15 protein-coding genes and 1 rRNA gene are annotated in these 17170 nt (G+C 38.9%); 3 read left to right on the top strand and 13 right to left on the bottom strand.

Going from position 1 to position 17170, the window contains the following annotated elements; genetic code table 11:
• Positions 1 to 52: 52 nt before the first annotated feature.
• The 4 genes from recQ to tig form a co-directional block, all read right to left on the bottom strand.
• Complete coding sequence (gene recQ, locus C1A09_RS09760; RefSeq protein WP_101543515.1) at positions 53 to 2236, bottom strand: DNA helicase RecQ; 2184 nt, start codon at positions 2234 to 2236, stop codon at positions 53 to 55.
• A gap of 158 nt (positions 2237 to 2394) precedes the next feature.
• The gene (gene clpX, locus C1A09_RS09755; protein WP_101543513.1) at positions 2395 to 3636 is read right to left on the bottom strand and encodes an ATP-dependent Clp protease ATP-binding subunit ClpX; all 1242 of its coding nucleotides are present in this window, start codon (positions 3634 to 3636) and stop codon (positions 2395 to 2397) included.
• A 2-nt stretch (positions 3637 to 3638) separates the two neighbouring features.
• Entirely contained in the window at positions 3639 to 4301 is a 663-nt protein-coding gene (gene clpP / locus C1A09_RS09750) for an ATP-dependent Clp endopeptidase proteolytic subunit ClpP (protein ID WP_101543511.1), read from the bottom strand.
• A 134-nt stretch (positions 4302 to 4435) separates the two neighbouring features.
• Entirely contained in the window at positions 4436 to 5791 is a 1356-nt protein-coding gene (tig, locus tag C1A09_RS09745) for a trigger factor (protein WP_101543508.1), read from the bottom strand.
• A gap of 630 nt (positions 5792 to 6421) precedes the next feature.
• Here tig and rbp point away from each other — a divergent pair.
• Positions 6422 to 6670, top strand: a complete 249-nt coding sequence (gene rbp, locus C1A09_RS09740) for an RNA-binding regulator (protein WP_101543506.1) — start codon at positions 6422 to 6424, stop codon at positions 6668 to 6670.
• A 47-nt stretch (positions 6671 to 6717) separates the two neighbouring features.
• Here rbp and lptB read toward each other — a convergent pair whose 3' ends face one another.
• Positions 6718 to 7476, bottom strand: a complete 759-nt coding sequence (gene lptB / locus C1A09_RS09735; RefSeq protein WP_101543504.1) for an LPS export ABC transporter ATP-binding protein — start codon at positions 7474 to 7476, stop codon at positions 6718 to 6720.
• 205 nt (positions 7477 to 7681) lie between these two features.
• Here lptB and C1A09_RS09730 point away from each other — a divergent pair, with 205 nt between their 5' ends.
• Complete coding sequence (locus C1A09_RS09730) at positions 7682 to 8425, top strand: MlaE family ABC transporter permease (RefSeq protein ID WP_101543502.1); 744 nt, start codon at positions 7682 to 7684, stop codon at positions 8423 to 8425.
• Between the two features lie 27 nt (positions 8426 to 8452).
• Complete coding sequence (locus tag C1A09_RS09725; RefSeq protein ID WP_101543500.1) at positions 8453 to 9223, top strand: ABC transporter ATP-binding protein; 771 nt, start codon at positions 8453 to 8455, stop codon at positions 9221 to 9223.
• A 235-nt stretch (positions 9224 to 9458) separates the two neighbouring features.
• Here C1A09_RS09725 and C1A09_RS09720 read toward each other — a convergent pair whose 3' ends face one another.
• From C1A09_RS09720 to rrf, 8 genes are all read right to left on the bottom strand, one after another.
• On the bottom strand, positions 9459 to 10112 hold the full coding sequence (locus C1A09_RS09720; RefSeq protein ID WP_101543498.1) for a response regulator: 654 nt from the start codon (positions 10110 to 10112) through the stop codon (positions 9459 to 9461).
• Between the two features lie 7 nt (positions 10113 to 10119).
• Positions 10120 to 12321: a tetratricopeptide repeat-containing sensor histidine kinase gene (locus C1A09_RS09715; RefSeq protein WP_101543497.1), complete on the bottom strand. Its 2202-nt coding sequence runs from the start codon at positions 12319 to 12321 to the stop codon at positions 10120 to 10122.
• A gap of 141 nt (positions 12322 to 12462) precedes the next feature.
• On the bottom strand, positions 12463 to 13776 hold the full coding sequence (der, locus tag C1A09_RS09710) for a ribosome biogenesis GTPase Der (protein ID WP_101543495.1): 1314 nt from the start codon (positions 13774 to 13776) through the stop codon (positions 12463 to 12465).
• 41 nt (positions 13777 to 13817) lie between these two features.
• The gene (gene era / locus C1A09_RS09705; protein ID WP_101544198.1) at positions 13818 to 14702 is read right to left on the bottom strand and encodes a GTPase Era; all 885 of its coding nucleotides are present in this window, start codon (positions 14700 to 14702) and stop codon (positions 13818 to 13820) included.
• Positions 14703 to 14822: 120 nt separating this feature from the next.
• Positions 14823 to 15827, bottom strand: a complete 1005-nt coding sequence (locus C1A09_RS09700; RefSeq protein ID WP_101543493.1) for a beta-ketoacyl-ACP synthase III — start codon at positions 15825 to 15827, stop codon at positions 14823 to 14825.
• A 119-nt stretch (positions 15828 to 15946) separates the two neighbouring features.
• Positions 15947 to 16132 (bottom strand): 50S ribosomal protein L32, encoded by a 186-nt coding sequence (rpmF, locus tag C1A09_RS09695; RefSeq protein ID WP_004288267.1) that lies wholly within the window; start codon positions 16130 to 16132, stop codon positions 15947 to 15949.
• 12 nt (positions 16133 to 16144) lie between these two features.
• A complete protein-coding gene (locus C1A09_RS09690) occupies positions 16145 to 16729 on the bottom strand; it encodes a YceD family protein (protein WP_101543491.1) in 585 nt (194 codons plus the stop codon).
• Positions 16730 to 17041: 312 nt separating this feature from the next.
• Positions 17042 to 17152: ribosomal RNA gene (rrf, locus tag C1A09_RS09680) — 5S ribosomal RNA — on the bottom strand.
• Positions 17153 to 17170 lie beyond the last annotated feature (18 nt).

Here is a 17170-nt window from a genome sequence, read left to right as displayed (position 1 = left end):
TCCGTATATTTACACGCAATATTTTTTCTTTTTTTAAATCACCGAACTATAATCAATTCGCCATTTCAGAAATGAATTTAATACGTACCAAACGTACCTCTTCTTCCGCAAAATCATCACCCAATTCATCCAATGCATCATCAATCTTATCCGTAGTAGATTCTTTAAAATAATCATATATATCCAACATATGGTCCTCGTCCATGATTTCATCTAAAAAATAATCGATATTCAACTTCGTACCAGAATAAACGATGGCTTCAATTTCATCCAGCAATTCGCTGAACTCAATACCTTTAGACAATGCAATATCGTCCAACGCGACCTTACGGTCAATAGCCTGGATAATAGAAACTTTCAATTTAGATTTATTGGCAACCGTACGGACACGCAAATCCTCAGGACGTTCAATCTCATTTTCCTCACAATGGCGCTTAATCAATTTACAGAACTCTTCACCATAACGTTTTGCCTTACCAGCTCCAACCCCTGGAATATTCTGCAACTCATCCAAAGTCACTGGATAAATAGTAGCCATCGCTTCCAAAGAAGGATCCTGAAAAATCACATACGGTGGTACTTCCAACTTCTTAGATAGTTTTTTACGCAAATCTTTCAACATAGAGTAAAGTGCCGGATCTACCGCACAAGCACCACTACCACGTGCCGGAGCTTCTTCTTCTGTCTCCTCAAAATCATTATCTTCCGTTATCTTGAAAGATCTCGGATGTCTAAGAAACTTTTTACCTTCTTCCGTAACCTTGAGTAAACCGTAGTTCTCCACATCTTTACTTAAATAGCCTGCAATCAGTGCCTGACGGATAACAGCATTCCAAGTTTTGTCTTCTTCTCCCATACCAGAACCGAACACTTCAAGATCTTCGTGCAGATGAGCCTGCACCTCTGAAGTTTCTTTTCCTTGTATGATATCTATAATATAATCTGCTTTAAAATTCTCTTTCACCGCAATAATCGCTTCTATCACGGTACATAATAATTCCTGAGCCTCCACTTGTTTTTTCGGATTTAAACAGTTATCACAATTACCACAATTATCCTCCGTATATTCTTCACCGAAATAGTGCAACAACGTCTTCCGACGACAAACGGACGATTCGGCATACGCAGCGGTTTCCAGCAGAAGCTGCTTGCCTATTTCCTGTTCTGCAACAGGTTTACCCTGCATAAACTTTTCCAGTTTCTGCAAGTCTTTATTCGTATAGAAAGTAATACACTGTCCTTCTCCCCCATCTCTTCCGGCACGTCCGGTTTCCTGATAATATCCTTCCAAACTCTTAGGAATATCATAATGAATTACATAACGCACATCAGGCTTGTCAATACCCATACCAAAAGCAATAGTAGCCACAATCACATCAATTTTTTCCATCAGAAAATCGTCTTGATTTTGTGTTCGTGTGGCCGAATCCATTCCTGCATGATAAGCACGAGCATTAATACCGTTTGCCTGTAAGATTTCAGCAAGTTCTTCTACTTTCTTCCGACTCAGGCAATAAACGATACCCGACTTTTCCGGATTGTTCTTGATAAACTTAATGATATCCTTATCTACGTTTGCAGTCTTAGGACGTACCTCATAATAGAGGTTCGGACGGTTGAACGACGACTTGAACACCTGTGCCTCCACCATACCCAGATTTTTCTGGATATCATGTTGCACTTTCGGAGTGGCAGTCGCAGTCAACGCAATCAACGGGGCTTTCCCAATTTCATTGATAATAGGGCGGATACGACGATATTCAGGACGAAAATCATGTCCCCATTCTGAGATACAGTGAGCTTCGTCTACGGCATAAAAAGAGATCTTTACCGTTTTTAGAAACTCCACGTTTTCGTCTTTCGTCAGTGATTCGGGCGCTACATACAGTAGCTTTGTCTTACCAGCAAGAATGTCAGACTTCACCTGATCTATCGCACCTTTATTAAGGGAAGAATTGATAAAATGAGCTATTCCATCTTCTTCACTAAAGTTACGCATCGCGTCGACCTGATTTTTCATCAAAGCTATCAACGGAGAGATCACAATGCCCGTACCTTCCATTAATAAAGAAGGCAACTGGTAACACAGAGACTTTCCACCACCGGTAGGCATTAACACAAACGTATCATTACCTTCCAACAGATTCTGTATGATTGCTTCCTGATTTCCTTTAAAAGTGTCGAACCCGAAGTATTTCTTCAGCTGGTCTGTCAAATTAATCTTCTTCCCTGCCATGATTCATTAGGTTGTTTATAGAGTTACCAATTATACTACTTGTATTTCAAGAACTCTAACAAAGTTATAAACAACTTCTTAAATTTCAAGCATAATCTACCGAATATTTTTCAATAAAAAGTAAAAAAGTCGGCTTTAGTTTGCATTACCTTTTGATTTTAAGCGCTTTGAAGCCTTGCCAAGTTCGCTTTTTCCAACTGGCGTTTGGCATAATCAAGCGTTACGACAAAGCTATCTTTCTGTTCAGAAGGGATTTCAAACATCGCATCCATCATAATGGTCTCCACAATAGAGCGCAATCCGCGAGCTCCCAACTTATATTCAACAGCTTTATCTACAATGTACTCAAACACAGCATCATCAAAAGCGAGTTCTACTCCGTCCATTTCAAACAACTTGATATATTGTTTGACAATAGAATTCTTCGGTTCTGTAAGAATAGATCGCAATGCAGTACGATCTAACGGATTTAGATAAGTCAACACTGGCAGACGACCGATAATTTCGGGTATCAAGCCAAAGGACTTCAAATCCTGTGGGGCAATATATTGCATCAGGTTGTTCTTATCAATAGTAGCCGTATTACGGACAGCGCTATACCCCACCACATGAGTATTTAACCGTTGCGCAATCTTCTTCTCGATACCATCGAATGCTCCGCCACAGATAAACAATATATTCTTAGTATTCACCGGAATCATTTTCTGATCGGGATGTTTACGCCCCCCCTGAGGCGGAACATTTACAACCGAACCTTCCAACAATTTAAGCAATCCTTGTTGTACACCTTCACCGCTTACATCACGAGTAATCGAAGGATTATCACCTTTACGTGCAATCTTATCGATTTCATCAATGAACACGATACCTTGTTCTGCCTCAGGTACATTATAATCAGCCACTTGCAGAAGACGCGTCAGAATACTTTCAATATCCTCACCCACATAACCGGCTTCCGTCAAAACCGTTGCATCCACAATAGTGAAAGGCACATGAAGCAACTTAGCAATAGTACGCGCCAACAACGTTTTCCCGGTTCCGGTACTTCCTACCATAACAATATTGGACTTTTCTATTTCCACATCATCCCCACCGTCTTTTTGCAACAGACGCTTATAATGGTTGTATACGGATACAGCCAAAAAACGTTTAGCATCATCCTGTCCGATAACATACTGGTCGAGAAAGTTCTTAATCTCTACGGGCTTAGGAAGTTCCTCCAGATTTAGTTTTGCAGCACCACTTTTTTTGTCACCCAAAGCTTCCTGAGTAATCTCGTATGCCTGTGTAGCACAACTATCACAGATGTAACCGTTCATTCCCGTTATCAGGAAACCTACTTCATCTTCCGAACGTCCGCAGAAACTACATCTGTTTTTATTTCGTTTAGAGTCTGCCATATTTATTTTTTAATCAACACTTCGTCTACCATACCATACTCTTTGGCTTCCTGTGCAGTCATCCAATAATCGCGGTCGGAATCGGCCCATACTTTATCAAACGAAGTATGAGAATGGTCAGCAATGATAGCATAAAGTTCTTTCTTCAATTTTTGAATTTCACGCGCAGTAATTTCAATATCCGAAGCTTGCCCTTGAGCACCTCCCATCGGTTGATGTATCATGACACGGGAGTGCGTCAAGGCAGAACGCTTACCTTCTGCGCCTGCTACGAGAAGTACAGCTGCCATACTGGCTGCCATACCGGTACAGATAGTTGCCACATCACTGCTGATAAACTGCATAGTATCATAAATACCCAATCCGGCATATACCGAGCCACCTGGAGAGTTAATATAAATAGAAATATCTTTACCGGGATCGGCAGAATCCAGATACAGCAACTGCGCCTGCAATGTATTGGCAGTATAGTCGTCAATCTGAGTACCTAGAAAAATGATACGATCCATCATCAGACGGGAGAAGACGTCCAGTTGAGTTACATTGAGCTGACGTTCTTCTAGGATATAGGGATTTAAATACCCAGCCTGTGATTTAATCACATCATCCAACACCAAGCTGTTCATACCTAAATGCTTGGTAGCGTATTTTCTAAAATCATCCATTTTCTTTCTGTTTTTGGGTTATATAATAAGGTACAAAGAAACAAAAAAGAACACAGAGACACAAAAAAACACAGAGTTATAGTTTGTCAAACTCTGTGTTTCTTTATAAAAACCGGCCATTTTCTGGTAATGTCTTATTCAAACATCTTATTAAACTCTTCTGCTGAAACTGTTTTGTTGTTCAACTTCACCTGAGACTTCAATGCAGCAGCCAATTTGGTTTCAACCACACGATTCACCAGACCTTCAACGCTTTCTTTTTTCTTCAACATTTCTTTTGAATAATTCTCAAGAATTTCTTCAGGTACACTCAACATACCATATTGCGCAAACTGTGCACGGGTAGCTTCCTTAGCCATATTTGCGATGTCTTCTTGCTCAACCTTGATATCATTAGCTTTCACCAGTTGTTCTTTAATCAAGTGCCAAGTCAGTTCCTCAATGCTCTTTGCATAGTTATCTTCTACAAACTTCTCATCCTTATCTGGATTGTTCAAACGCATAATACGTTTCAACAACACATCCGGAAATTCCAAAGTACCAATTTTTTCCATCAACATCTTGCGAACATCGATCAAGAACTTATAGTCTGAATCTGCTACAAACTGAGCGGCAACCACCTCTTTTACTTTTGTACGGAATTCTTCTTCGCTCTTCACTACCTCTTTACCAAACACCTGATCGAAGATTTCCTGATTCAGTTCGCCTTCCACGAAACGAGTGATTTCTTCTACCTGATAGCTGAAGTTAGACTTCATTTCAGTGGCAGCTTCCTTTTCAATCTTCAACAGAGAAGCAAGTTCAGCAGCATTACCGTCCCACGCAGCATAAGGATTGAATACAAGAACATCATTTACTTTTGCATTAGCAAAAATAGCCTTTTGTTCATCGTTCTTCATGTAAGACGGCATCATAACGGCAGCTTCTACCTGAATACCGCCTTCTTTTGTATTACCTTCTTCATCCAGCTCGGCAAGCAAACCTTTCATCATGTCGTTACCTTCGAAAGTTTCTACTTTTTCATATTTTCCATTACGTTGAGTATAAGCTTTTACTTGGTTGTTCACCATTTCTTCCGTTACATCAATCGTATAGTAATCTACTTCATCCTTTGCATCCACTTCAACTTTGAATTCAGGAGACAAAGCGATATCAAACAAGAATTCGAACTCTTCCATTGTATCAAAGTCGATTTCCTTTTGCTTTTCTTCGTTAGGCAAAGGCTCACCAAGGATATTCACCTTATTATCTTGAATATACTTATACACAGCTTCCGAAAGAACTTTATTCACCTCTTCAGCCAATACTGACTTACCATACATTTTCTTTACTAAACTCATCGGCACCATACCTGGGCGGAAACCCGGTACCTGAGCTTTCTGACGGAAATGCTTCAACGACTTATCTACCTTTTCTTGATAATCTGCTTTCTCAAGCTTTACAGTAAGCAATGCACTTACTTTGTCAATGTTTTGCAATGAAACGTTCATTCTGACAATTATTTATTTGATTTATACTTTATTTCAATCTCAAATGAGCGTGCAAAATTAGCGTTAATCTTTCAATTATCAAAAAAACACAGACAATTATTTCCTGTCTCCTCTTTCTTCATTTCCTATTCCGTTCTGTTTCTACAAAGGATATCATCTGTTCCCGCACAGGGTAACAAAACACCCAAGTTTGGCACATCCGATACCTTACCAAGAAATGTTATGTACCCTACTAAGGTACGATAGATACCAAATGAGGGGTTTTTAGGCACACATATACATCTATCACTCAACCGCTTAGCAACAAATGAAAATCCAGTATTTATAACGGCTCAAATATCACATATATCGCAAATCAGTACAGTCCACAATTCATATATCTGGTAAGCTACCGATACTCATTGAAATGGAAAGAAAATTGAAAATAATTGAGGAAAAATATTGTATATCCGAAATTAATGTGTTCCTTTGTCGCGGAATGACGACACATTAGTTTCTCGATTTCTATTACATAGTTTTTACTTCAGTTAAAAAACGCTTTTGTAAACTCTCTGTCGATGTAATCTTTTTATTATTAAGTCGTCTTTCCAAAGAGAGTTTTATTTATTTCATTTATTTACATTTTTCATTATGAACATTTATGTTGGAAACCTTAACTACCGTGTTAAGGAAAGTGACCTGCAAAAGGCCATGGAAGATTACGGTACAGTAACTTCTGTAAAATTTATCAATGACCGCGCAACCGGACGTTTCAGAGGTATCGCATTCGTAGAAATGGAAGACAGCGTTGCTGCTGCCAAAGCTATCGCAGAACTAGATGGCGCTGAATTCTTCGGTCGCCAGATGGTAGTAAAAGAAGCCAGACCTCCGAAATATTAATCATATAGATAAAGGAGAAAAAGGAAGACCGCTTATAGCGGTCTTTTTTATGTCATAAAATCTTTACGACGAAGCACAAAACTGTTACTCAAATATTTTTCACGAACTATTTTGTTCTCAGCCAACTCTTCAGGGGTACCCTGAAATAGGATTTTGCCTTCAAACAAAAGATAGGCACGATCGGTGATACTCAGTGTTTCCTGCACATTGTGGTCGGTAATGAGAATGCCAATATTACGATCTTTCAACTTCCACACGATCTGCTGGATATCTTCCACTGCAATCGGGTCTACGCCTGCAAACGGTTCATCAAGCATAATAAACTTTGGGTCGATGGCAAGACAACGTGCAATCTCGGTACGACGACGTTCACCGCCTGACAATTGATTACCTTTATTCTTACGCACCTTCTGCAAACGAAATTCTGCGATTAAACTTTCCAATTTTTCCTTCTGATATTCCAAGGGTTTATCGGTCATTTCAAGAACAGAAGCAATATTATCTTCCACACTCATCTGACGGAATACAGATGCTTCCTGTGCCAAATAGCCTATACCTGTCTGCGCACGTTTATACACGGGGTATTTCGTGATATCCAAATCATCCAGAAAGATCCGCCCTTCATTGGGAGTAATCAATCCAACGGTCATATAAAACGAAGTAGTCTTACCGGCACCGTTTGGTCCAAGTAAACCAACAATTTCACCTTGCTTTACATTTATAGAGACATGACTCACGACCGTACGCTTTCCGTACTTCTTAACCAAGTCTTCCGTGCGGAGCACCATTTTACTTTCTTCTTCCATATCGCTATATCACCACAGATTTATACAGATTAAAACCAATCCGGCAGTTAATTGTTTCCCACTATAGATTACATTACCGTGCACCAATAATATGAAACTTCACAAAGAAATCTGTGCTAAACTGCGTAATCTGTGGTGAAACTGGCGCAAATGTAGCAAAAATAAGCCGAAATAATGTACATTTGCAGACAAATACTTATGAGTCATGATTAAAGCACTTAGAACAGTAGGAAGATATATCATGCTGATGGGACGAGTATTTGCCCGTCCCGAACGTATGCGTATGTTCTTTCGTCAGTATATCAACGAAATGGAACAACTCGGTGTGAACTCTATCGGCATTGTACTGCTGATATCGTTTTTCATTGGAGCCGTTATCACTATTCAAATAAAATTAAACATTGAAAGTCCTTTTATGCCACGTTGGACGGTGGGATATGTCACTCGGGAAATCATGTTGTTAGAGTTCTCCTCTTCCATCATGTGTTTAATATTGGCAGGAAAGGTCGGTTCAAATATCGCTTCCGAGTTAGGAACCATGCGAGTGACCCAACAGATCGATGCCCTTGAAATCATGGGGGTCAATTCTGCCAATTATCTGATATTACCTAAGATTACAGCAATGGTAACCACTATCCCGCTGATGGTGACATTCAGTATATTTGCCGGAATTATCGGTGCATTTTGTACCTGCTGGTTTGGAGGAATCATGTCAGCAGTTGATCTGGAATACGGCTTGCAATATATGTTTGTAGAATGGTTCATTTGGTGTGGTATCATCAAATCCTTATTCTTCGCCTTCATCATTGCCAGTGTATCAGCTTTCTTTGGTTATACTGTTGAAGGAGGTTCCATTGAGGTAGGTAAGGCTTCTACAGATTCTGTAGTATGTAGCAGTGTATTGATTTTATTTGCCGACTTAATATTGACTCAGTTATTGATGGGGTAAATTAAATAGTAAATCGTAAATAACAAGATGATAGAACTAAAGGGACTTTGCAAGTCATTTGAAAGGAAAGAGGTACTGAAGGATATCAATGCCATATTTGAAAATGGTAAAACCAACCTTATTATTGGTCAGAGCGGTTCAGGTAAAACTGTCTTGATGAAATGTATCGTAGGGCTGCTTATACCTGAAAAGGGGGAGTTACTGTATGACAACCGTAACTTTCTGCTGATGGACAAAAAGGAAAAGAAAGCGTTACGCCGCGAAATGGGAATGATTTTCCAAAGTGCAGCCCTCTTTGATTCCATGACAGTGCTCGATAATGTTATGTTCCCTTTGAATATGTTCAGTAATGACACGTTGCGCGATCGTACCCAGCGTGCCATGTTTTGCCTGGAACGTGTTAATCTGATTGAGGCCAAAGATAAATTCCCTGGCGAAATCAGTGGTGGTATGCAGAAGCGTGTAGCTATCGCCCGAGCCATCGCATTAAACCCCCAATACTTGTTTTGTGACGAACCGAACTCTGGTCTGGATCCCAAAACCTCGCTTGTCATTGATGAGCTTATTCAAGATATTACTCGTGAATATAATATGACAACTCTTATTAATACCCACGATATGAACTCCGTAATGGGTATCGGAGAGAAAATCATCTATATTTACGAGGGGCATAAAGAATGGGAAGGGAGTAAAGATGATATCTTCACTTCTAGCAACGAACGTTTAAATAGCTTTATTTTCGCTTCAGATCTTTTCCGTAAAGTCAAAGAGGTTGAAATACAAAACATTGAAGGATAACCAGAAAGTCATTCGATATTTATATTGATAAAAAAGATATCCGGAACAATGTTCCGGATATCTCATTCTCATAAAACCAGTTAATAGAATTGACTTATATCATCACGATATACTTTACGTTGTACTCAAACACTCATTATCAAGGGGATAAGCTACAACTTCAATCTCGGAGCAAAGTTAAGTAAAACAGTTCAATAAAAAATCACGGAAAACCGTGATATAAGGTTTCCAATAGTTATCTCAGTATAAGCCATCCCCGTTCTACAGCCTTGATTACCATATCTATAGCATTTCTTGCCCCAAATTTACTAATCAATCTTTTACGAAAAGTTTCTACTGTATTTTCTGAAATTGCAAGTAATGCAGCAATTTCATGAGTACTAAATCCTTTAGCTACCGCTTGTAACACATCGAGTTCACGTTTTGTAGGGACGTCTTTAGGTTGTGAATGCATCAAAGAATAACGTAGTTTTTGACAAATAGATTCAAAACGGGGGCATGTATAAGTTTCTCCTTTCAGCACACAATGTATAGCATTCAATAATTCGGAAGAGGCAGAAGTTTTCAAAATAACCGCATTCACTCCACTACGGATTAATCGATTGATAATCCATATTTCCTCATGCATGGTATTTATAATAATGCGTGCTTGCTCATTCACTTCACGAATTTGCGTTATAAGGTCGAACCCCGACACATCCGGTATACTCACATCTAAAAGATAGATATCATAATCACGTTGAGATATCAGTTCGATCGCTTGTTTGCCTGAAGTAACGGCATCGGCTATCAAAACCTCAGGTATTTTATTGACAATCCTACAAATACCATCCAATATCAGGCTGTGGTCGTCAACCACCAACATTTTGGCTTTCGCATTCTTTTCCATAGCACTTTTAAATCCTGACAGTTACTTCTATATTCGTACCTTTACACGATACAGAGTTTAATTCCACTTTTGCTTCTATTGTTTCGGCACGTTGCAATATAGTACGCAATCCAATACCTTTTACTTTCTTATACATATCAAAACCTTTTCCATCATCACCAATGAACACAGAAAGTTTGTTTTCCTCCAAAGTCAGTATCACTTGGATGATCGAAGCATCAGCATACTTTACAGCATTACTCACAGCTTCTTGCACTATACGGTAAAATTCAAATCCAATCTTCTGTGGAACCAAGTTCCAGTTTACATTTTCAGTAGAACGATATACGATCTGTGTACAATCCGGAAGAGTTAAATGTTGTACATAATCGGCAAGCATTTCATCAATAGTGGCATATTGGAATACTGGTGGCATCAATTCATGTGAAATATTTCGCAGACGTTCACGGGTTTCTTCCAACAAATCAATCTGCTTATTCATCTTTGTATCACCATCCGTGAGCGAACGGATATTTATTTCAAGCGCAAGTAAATTATTACAAATATCGTCATGTAATTCCGTAGCCATTCGTTCGCGCTCACTTTCCAAGCCATCAATATACTTTCGTGATAAACGTTGCTCCGTCTCTTGCTGTAAAGCAAGAAATTGACGTTCTTTTTCTCCTGCAGTCTGTGCCAATTTTGAAAGATGTGCTTTCTGCCTTTGCCGAGTATAAAGAAGTACCAAAAGGAATATAAGGAGAGTGGAAATCGTTGTTCCATAGACTACACGACGGTGTAACTGCACAGCTTCTTGTTCCAATTCTTTCTGACGTAAGCGTATGATTTCCAATTCTTTCTCCTTAGTTTTGTACCTTACTGAGAAATCAGATAAACGATCTACATATTTCTCCTGATAATTTAAATCACACAGTGCATAAGCCTTTTGAAGACAGGTATATGCCTTCCGATCCTCATGAATGGCAGCGTAACATGCCGCAAGACGTACGTAATGTTCACTATCTTTCACATCCCGATATCCTTTCTCCAACATGTCCGTTATCCGTAGGTAGTATTTTATAGCCTCGACATATTGCTGTTGATCTTGCAATATTGGTGCCTTTACCCGATAATAACGATAACGCTCTACATCCGTTTTAAGCTCGGATGATAATTTTTCCAACAGGTTCAAATATTCCACTGCGGCATTCAAATTACCACCACGACGATATGCATCTGTCAGGTACACATAAGCTTCACAAAGGCGACGTTTGTTATTCACCTCGATCAAAAGAGGAATAGCTTTTTTCACCATAACAATACCTTCTTCCCGTAAGCTCTCAATATTACACAGAATAGCCCCCAAATTGATATAGCAGACTCCTTCCATTTGCGGATTTTTCATCTTTAAAGCATACTCCAGTGCTTTTTTGGAAAAAGGAATTGCCTCGGCCGGACGATCCCAATCGGAGTATGCTGTGGCTATATTTCCATAAATAAAAGCGGCTGTTCTGAAATTCTTTTGTGCTTCACATAATCTAATAGCTTCCTCAAAATTTGAAATACATAGTTCCAGATGTTTTTTACGACGATAAAGTGTACCTAGCTGATTCAGATTTTCAATCAACATTGCTGTATCTTTATCAGCAACTGAACGTTCCTTAGCCTTTTCCGTATAAATCAATGCTGAATCGGTTTCACCTTCATACAGATAAGAACTGGCATAATTTGTCAACATAGTACGGTAATGTTCTGCCAGTTTCGGACTTTCTTTAGAAACTGCCATACCTTTCTTTAAATAGTAACGTGCAGAATCATAACGTGCATCAACATTGTAATAATATCCCATATCCGAGCATAATTCGGTAATATAGCTATTATTCTTCATACGTTCAGCCAAGGATAATGCTTTATTTTTTAATGCGTAGCCACCTACGAAATCTCCCTTCATAAAGCACGCTTCACTATTCCATGAATAATATTCTATAAAGCACTCCACATTTTTTGTACGAACACCTATTTGTCGAATACTATCTGCATACAAGGCAAGTAACTCCGGCTTCTCCTCCCGCAGATAAAGATAACGGCAAACAGCAGAATAACCTGCTATATTTTTTTGTAAAGTGGCTTTCCGACACAGTGTTAACAAATCTTCGGCTTCATTCGCCCCCAGATTATTCACTGGCAAAAATAACAGAAGTAGTATACACAAGATACCGAATAATCTCATCTTTTGTAAGTATTAGTGTCAAGACAAAAATACCGATAATATTAATACTAACCTATATTTTTTTAAATATTATCCAATATCACATAAAAAAAGGCTGATTTATTTTAAAATCAGTCCTTTTTATCTTATCAAGTCACAATCTTACTTCTGACGGATATAAATATTTATTGGCGTACCAGTCAAATTCCATTTTTCACGCATTTTGTTTTCAAGAAAACGTTTATAAGGCTCTTTGATATATTGCGGAAGATTAGCAAAATATACAAAAGAAGGCACCTGTGTATTAGGTAATTGTGTGACATACTTAATTTTAATATATTTGCCTTTGATTGCAGGAGGCGGATATGCTTCAATAAGCGGTAACATTTCTTCGTTCAGACGAGCTGTAGATATACGAGTCATACGATTTTCATATACGGTACGTGCTTCTTCCAAAACTTTCAAGATACGTTGTTTCGTCAAAGCTGAAGCAAAAATAATCGGGAAATCCACAAAAGGAGCAAAACGGTTACGAATAGCATCCTCAAAAGTCTTCATCACTTTTGTTGTTTTATCTTCCACAAGATCCCACTTATTAACCACTACCACCAATCCCTTGGCATTCTTTTGAATAAGAGAAAAGATATTCAAATCCTGACTTTCGATACCACGTGTAGCATCCAGCATCAGAATACAAACATCTGAATTTTCAATGGAGCGAATTGAACGAATCACAGAATAGTATTCCAAGTCCTCATTTACCTTGTTCTTCTTACGGATACCGGCCGTATCCACTAAATAAAAGTCAAACCCAAACTTATTATAGCGCGTATAAATAGAGTCACGAGTTGTTCCGGCAATCTCTGTTACGATATTACGTTCTTCACCGATAAAAGCATTCACAATTGAAGACTTTCCAGCATTGGGACGTCCTACTACTGCAAAACGAGGAATATCTTCATCCAGTATCTCATCAGATTCCTTTTTAAACTTACTCACAATAAGATCCATCATATCTCCTGTACCACTACCAGTCATGGCAGAGACACAATACGGATCCCCCAAACCCAGACTATAGAATTCAGGAGCATTATATTGCAACTCATTATTATCAGTCTTATTGGCAATCAGCAAAACCGGTTTCTTAGTACGGCGCAAGATAGAAGCCACTTGCAAATCAAGATCTGTTACTCCGTTTATCACATCCACAACAAACAGGATTACATCTGCTTCGTCCACAGCCATCAAAACCTGCTTACGAATTTCCTCTTCAAAAATATCATCAGAGTTTACTACCCAACCGCCAGTATCTACCAGTGAAAATTCACGTCCCAGCCACTCGGATTTACCATATTGACGATCACGTGTTGTGCCCGCCTCTTCATTTACAATTGCCTGTCTTGTCTTAGTCAGACGATTAAATAATGTAGACTTACCCACATTGGGGCGTCCTACGATTGCAACTAAATTTCCCATAGTTCCTACTCTTTTTTGCGACTGTCACAGTCGTTTTAATATTAGTCCAGTTGATAACCAAAACTCCGCAACTCCTTATCTGAATTACGCCAATCCTTATCAACTTTCACATACGTTTCCAAGAAAATTGTCTTCCCGAAAAACCTCTCCAAATCACGACGCGCCTCAGTAGCCACTTTCTTCAAAGCTTTACCCTGTTTACCAATGATAATACCTTTTTGCGAATCGCGCTCTACATATATCACAGCATTAATATATATTTTTTTTTCTTCCTCTTTAAATTGTTCTACCACAACTTCTACTGAATAGGGTATTTCCTTGTCATAGTACAACAGAATTTTTTCACGAATGATTTCGTTCACAAAAAAACGTGCTGGCTTGTCTGTCCACTGATCCTTGTTAAAGTAAGGCGGCGAATCGGGCAATAACTCCTTCACCCGTTTCATTACATAATCTACATTGAATTTCGTTGCTGCAGAAATAGGAATAATCTCCGCTTTCGGCAACAAGGCTTTCCACGCCTCTACCAGCTCCACCAACTTCTCTTGAGTAGTCAAATCTATTTTATTGATAAGTAATAACACCGGAACATCCATCTGTCCTACTTTCTCCACAAAATCATTATGTTTATCAGGGGTCTCAACTACATCCGTCACATAAAGCAACACATCCGCATCCGTCAAAGCTGAAGTAGAAAAATTCAGCATAGACTCCTGCAACTTATAGTTAGGCTTCAGTACACCCGGAGTATCCGAAAATACAATTTGTATATCATCCGTATTATAAATTCCCATAATACGATGACGAGTAGTTTGTGCCTTAAAAGTAGCGATAGAGATGCGTTCACCTACTAGCACATTCATCAATGTAGATTTACCTACATTAGGATTTCCCACGATATTGACAAAGCCTGCTTTATGCGTCATAATCATTGTATATTTGAATTGAGACAAAAAAACGCATCGAATCGAAATAGGATGCGTTTTTTATATTTTTATGATCTAATCAAGAAAGTAACCCATAATTTACAATTCATAATTAAACCATTACTGTTTCTTTCCATCGTATCCCCACTTCACGTAAACGGCTCCCCACGTAAACCCAGCTCCAAATGCCGTAAAGATAAGATTATCACCTTTCCTCAATTTTTCTTCAAAATCCCAGATACAAAGTGGAAGAGTACCAGCACTTGTATTACCGTAGCGATCAATATTAATCAGCACCTTTTCATGAGGAACTTCCAAACGATGTGCCACAGCATCAATAATACGAAGATTTGCCTGATGGGGAATTACCCAATCAATAGTATCTTTTGTCAGACTATTTTTTTCAGCAATTGCTGCACTTACATCAGACATATTGGATACTGCATATTTAAATACTGTACGACCTTCTTGATAAAGATAGTGCATATGATTGTCTATCGTAAAATAAGAAGGGGGGCAAACCGAACCACCTGCTTTCAAATGCAGAAAAGGCAAACCTTTACCATCAGTTCTCAAGATAGCATCCATAACACCTACATCTTCTATTGTCGGTTCCATCATGAAAGCCGCTGCACCATCACCAAAAATAGGACAAGTAGCACGGTCTGTATAATTCACGATGGATGACATTTTATCTGCACCTACAATAATAACCTTCTTATACCTTCCCGAACGAATGAAATTCGCAGCTGTCTCCATGAGGAAAAGAAATCCACAACAAGCAGCAGACAAATCATAAGCAAAAGCATTTTTTAGTCCGAGTTTATCACATAAGATAGATGCGATAGATGGGAATTGATAATCAGGAGTAGAGGTAGCGACAACCACTAAATCAATGTCGTCCGGATTAGAACCAGTACGCTGCATTAACTGCTTTGCAGCTTTACGCGCCATATACGAAGTACCCAACCCTTCTTCATTCAGGATATGTCTTTCCTTAACTCCAATACGAGTCATAATCCATTCATCGTTAGTATCCACCATTTTTGATATCTCATCATTTGTCAAGATATAATCTGGTACATAACCACCGACTCCTGTAATTACTGCATTTATTTTTTCCATTAATCTTGTTTGCTTATAAAAACACTTAAACAACGGCAGTCTAAAAAGGTTTGCTCTTTCAATCTACAAATCTTTTCAGACGCCCGATATTCAAGTATAAATTTTAGTCAAACTGCTAATTAAACAGCAGCTTCTTTCTCAACTGCCAGCTTACCACGATAGTAACCACATGCACCACATACAGTGTGATATACATGCCATTCACCGCAATTCGGGCAAATAGCCAATGTAGGAGCGACTGCTTTGTCATGAGTTCTTCTCTTTGCAGTTCTTGTTTTTGACTGTCTTCTCTTAGGATGTGCCATTTTCTTTAATCTTTAATTGTTATCTAATATTTTCTTTAATTCGTCCCAACGCGGATCTACCGCTATTTCTGTATCTTCATTAGCAATCTCACTTTCCCCATCTTCCTGAACAAAAGTATCATCTTCCATTTCATCATCCGGTGTAACACGCATATGTTTATTTAACTTACTACTCATTGCTTTATTACACTTACCAGGAGCATGTACATGCTTCATTGGAATCGCCAAAGCTATAAACTCATACATGAACCATGCTACGTTAATTTCTCCTTCGTCCTCTGGAATAACGACGAGGTTATCACCCTCTTCTGCATATTCATGACCGAACTTCACCAACAGTTTATCAGTAGAAGTAATCTGTTGCTCCATATCATCCAAACAACGATCACATGGAACCCATACCATACCGTCTGTTTGAAAGTTCAATTCGAAAGCACGAGATGTTTTCTTTACAACCAACAGAATATTGACTTTACCTTTTTGTACTTCCGGTCCATCAATATTAGCAAAAAAAAGGTTATCTAAAACAAACTCATATTTACAAGAGTCAGCTTGCATACCTTTCAAATCGATTTTGTATTTATCAAACTTTCCCAAAGCTTCTTTTGTTTATTCGGGCGACAAAGATACAAATAATTATCCTCATTATGTAGTATTTAGGACAAAATATTCACTTTTTTATATTCATACTACTATAGATCACACCTATACCCCCAATAAATTCCTTATGTTTTTCCTTCCCGGCCAGAGAGTACGGTATTTAGAGCAAATTCCCACTAACGTTCCCAACGCCACTTTCCATTTTCTATCTTCCCTTTTCCACCAGTATGCGGAGGAGGGGGATGGCGGGCAAGGGACGGACAAGACAAAAAAAGCCCCCACATCTTTCGACATGGAGGCTTTCCTCTAAGACGGCGACTACCTACTCTCCCACTGTTACGCAGTACCATCGGCGTGACCGGGCTTAACTTCTCTGTTCGGAATGGGAAGAGGTGGAACCCCGGTGCTATAGTCACCTGAATAAGGCAGACATGATGT

Origin of the sequence: Bacteroides cutis, from assembly GCF_900241005.1 — a bacterium.
Classification (GTDB): Bacteria; Bacteroidota; Bacteroidia; order Bacteroidales; family Bacteroidaceae; genus Bacteroides; species Bacteroides cutis.
This window is presented reverse-complemented; position numbering and strand designations above follow the sequence as displayed.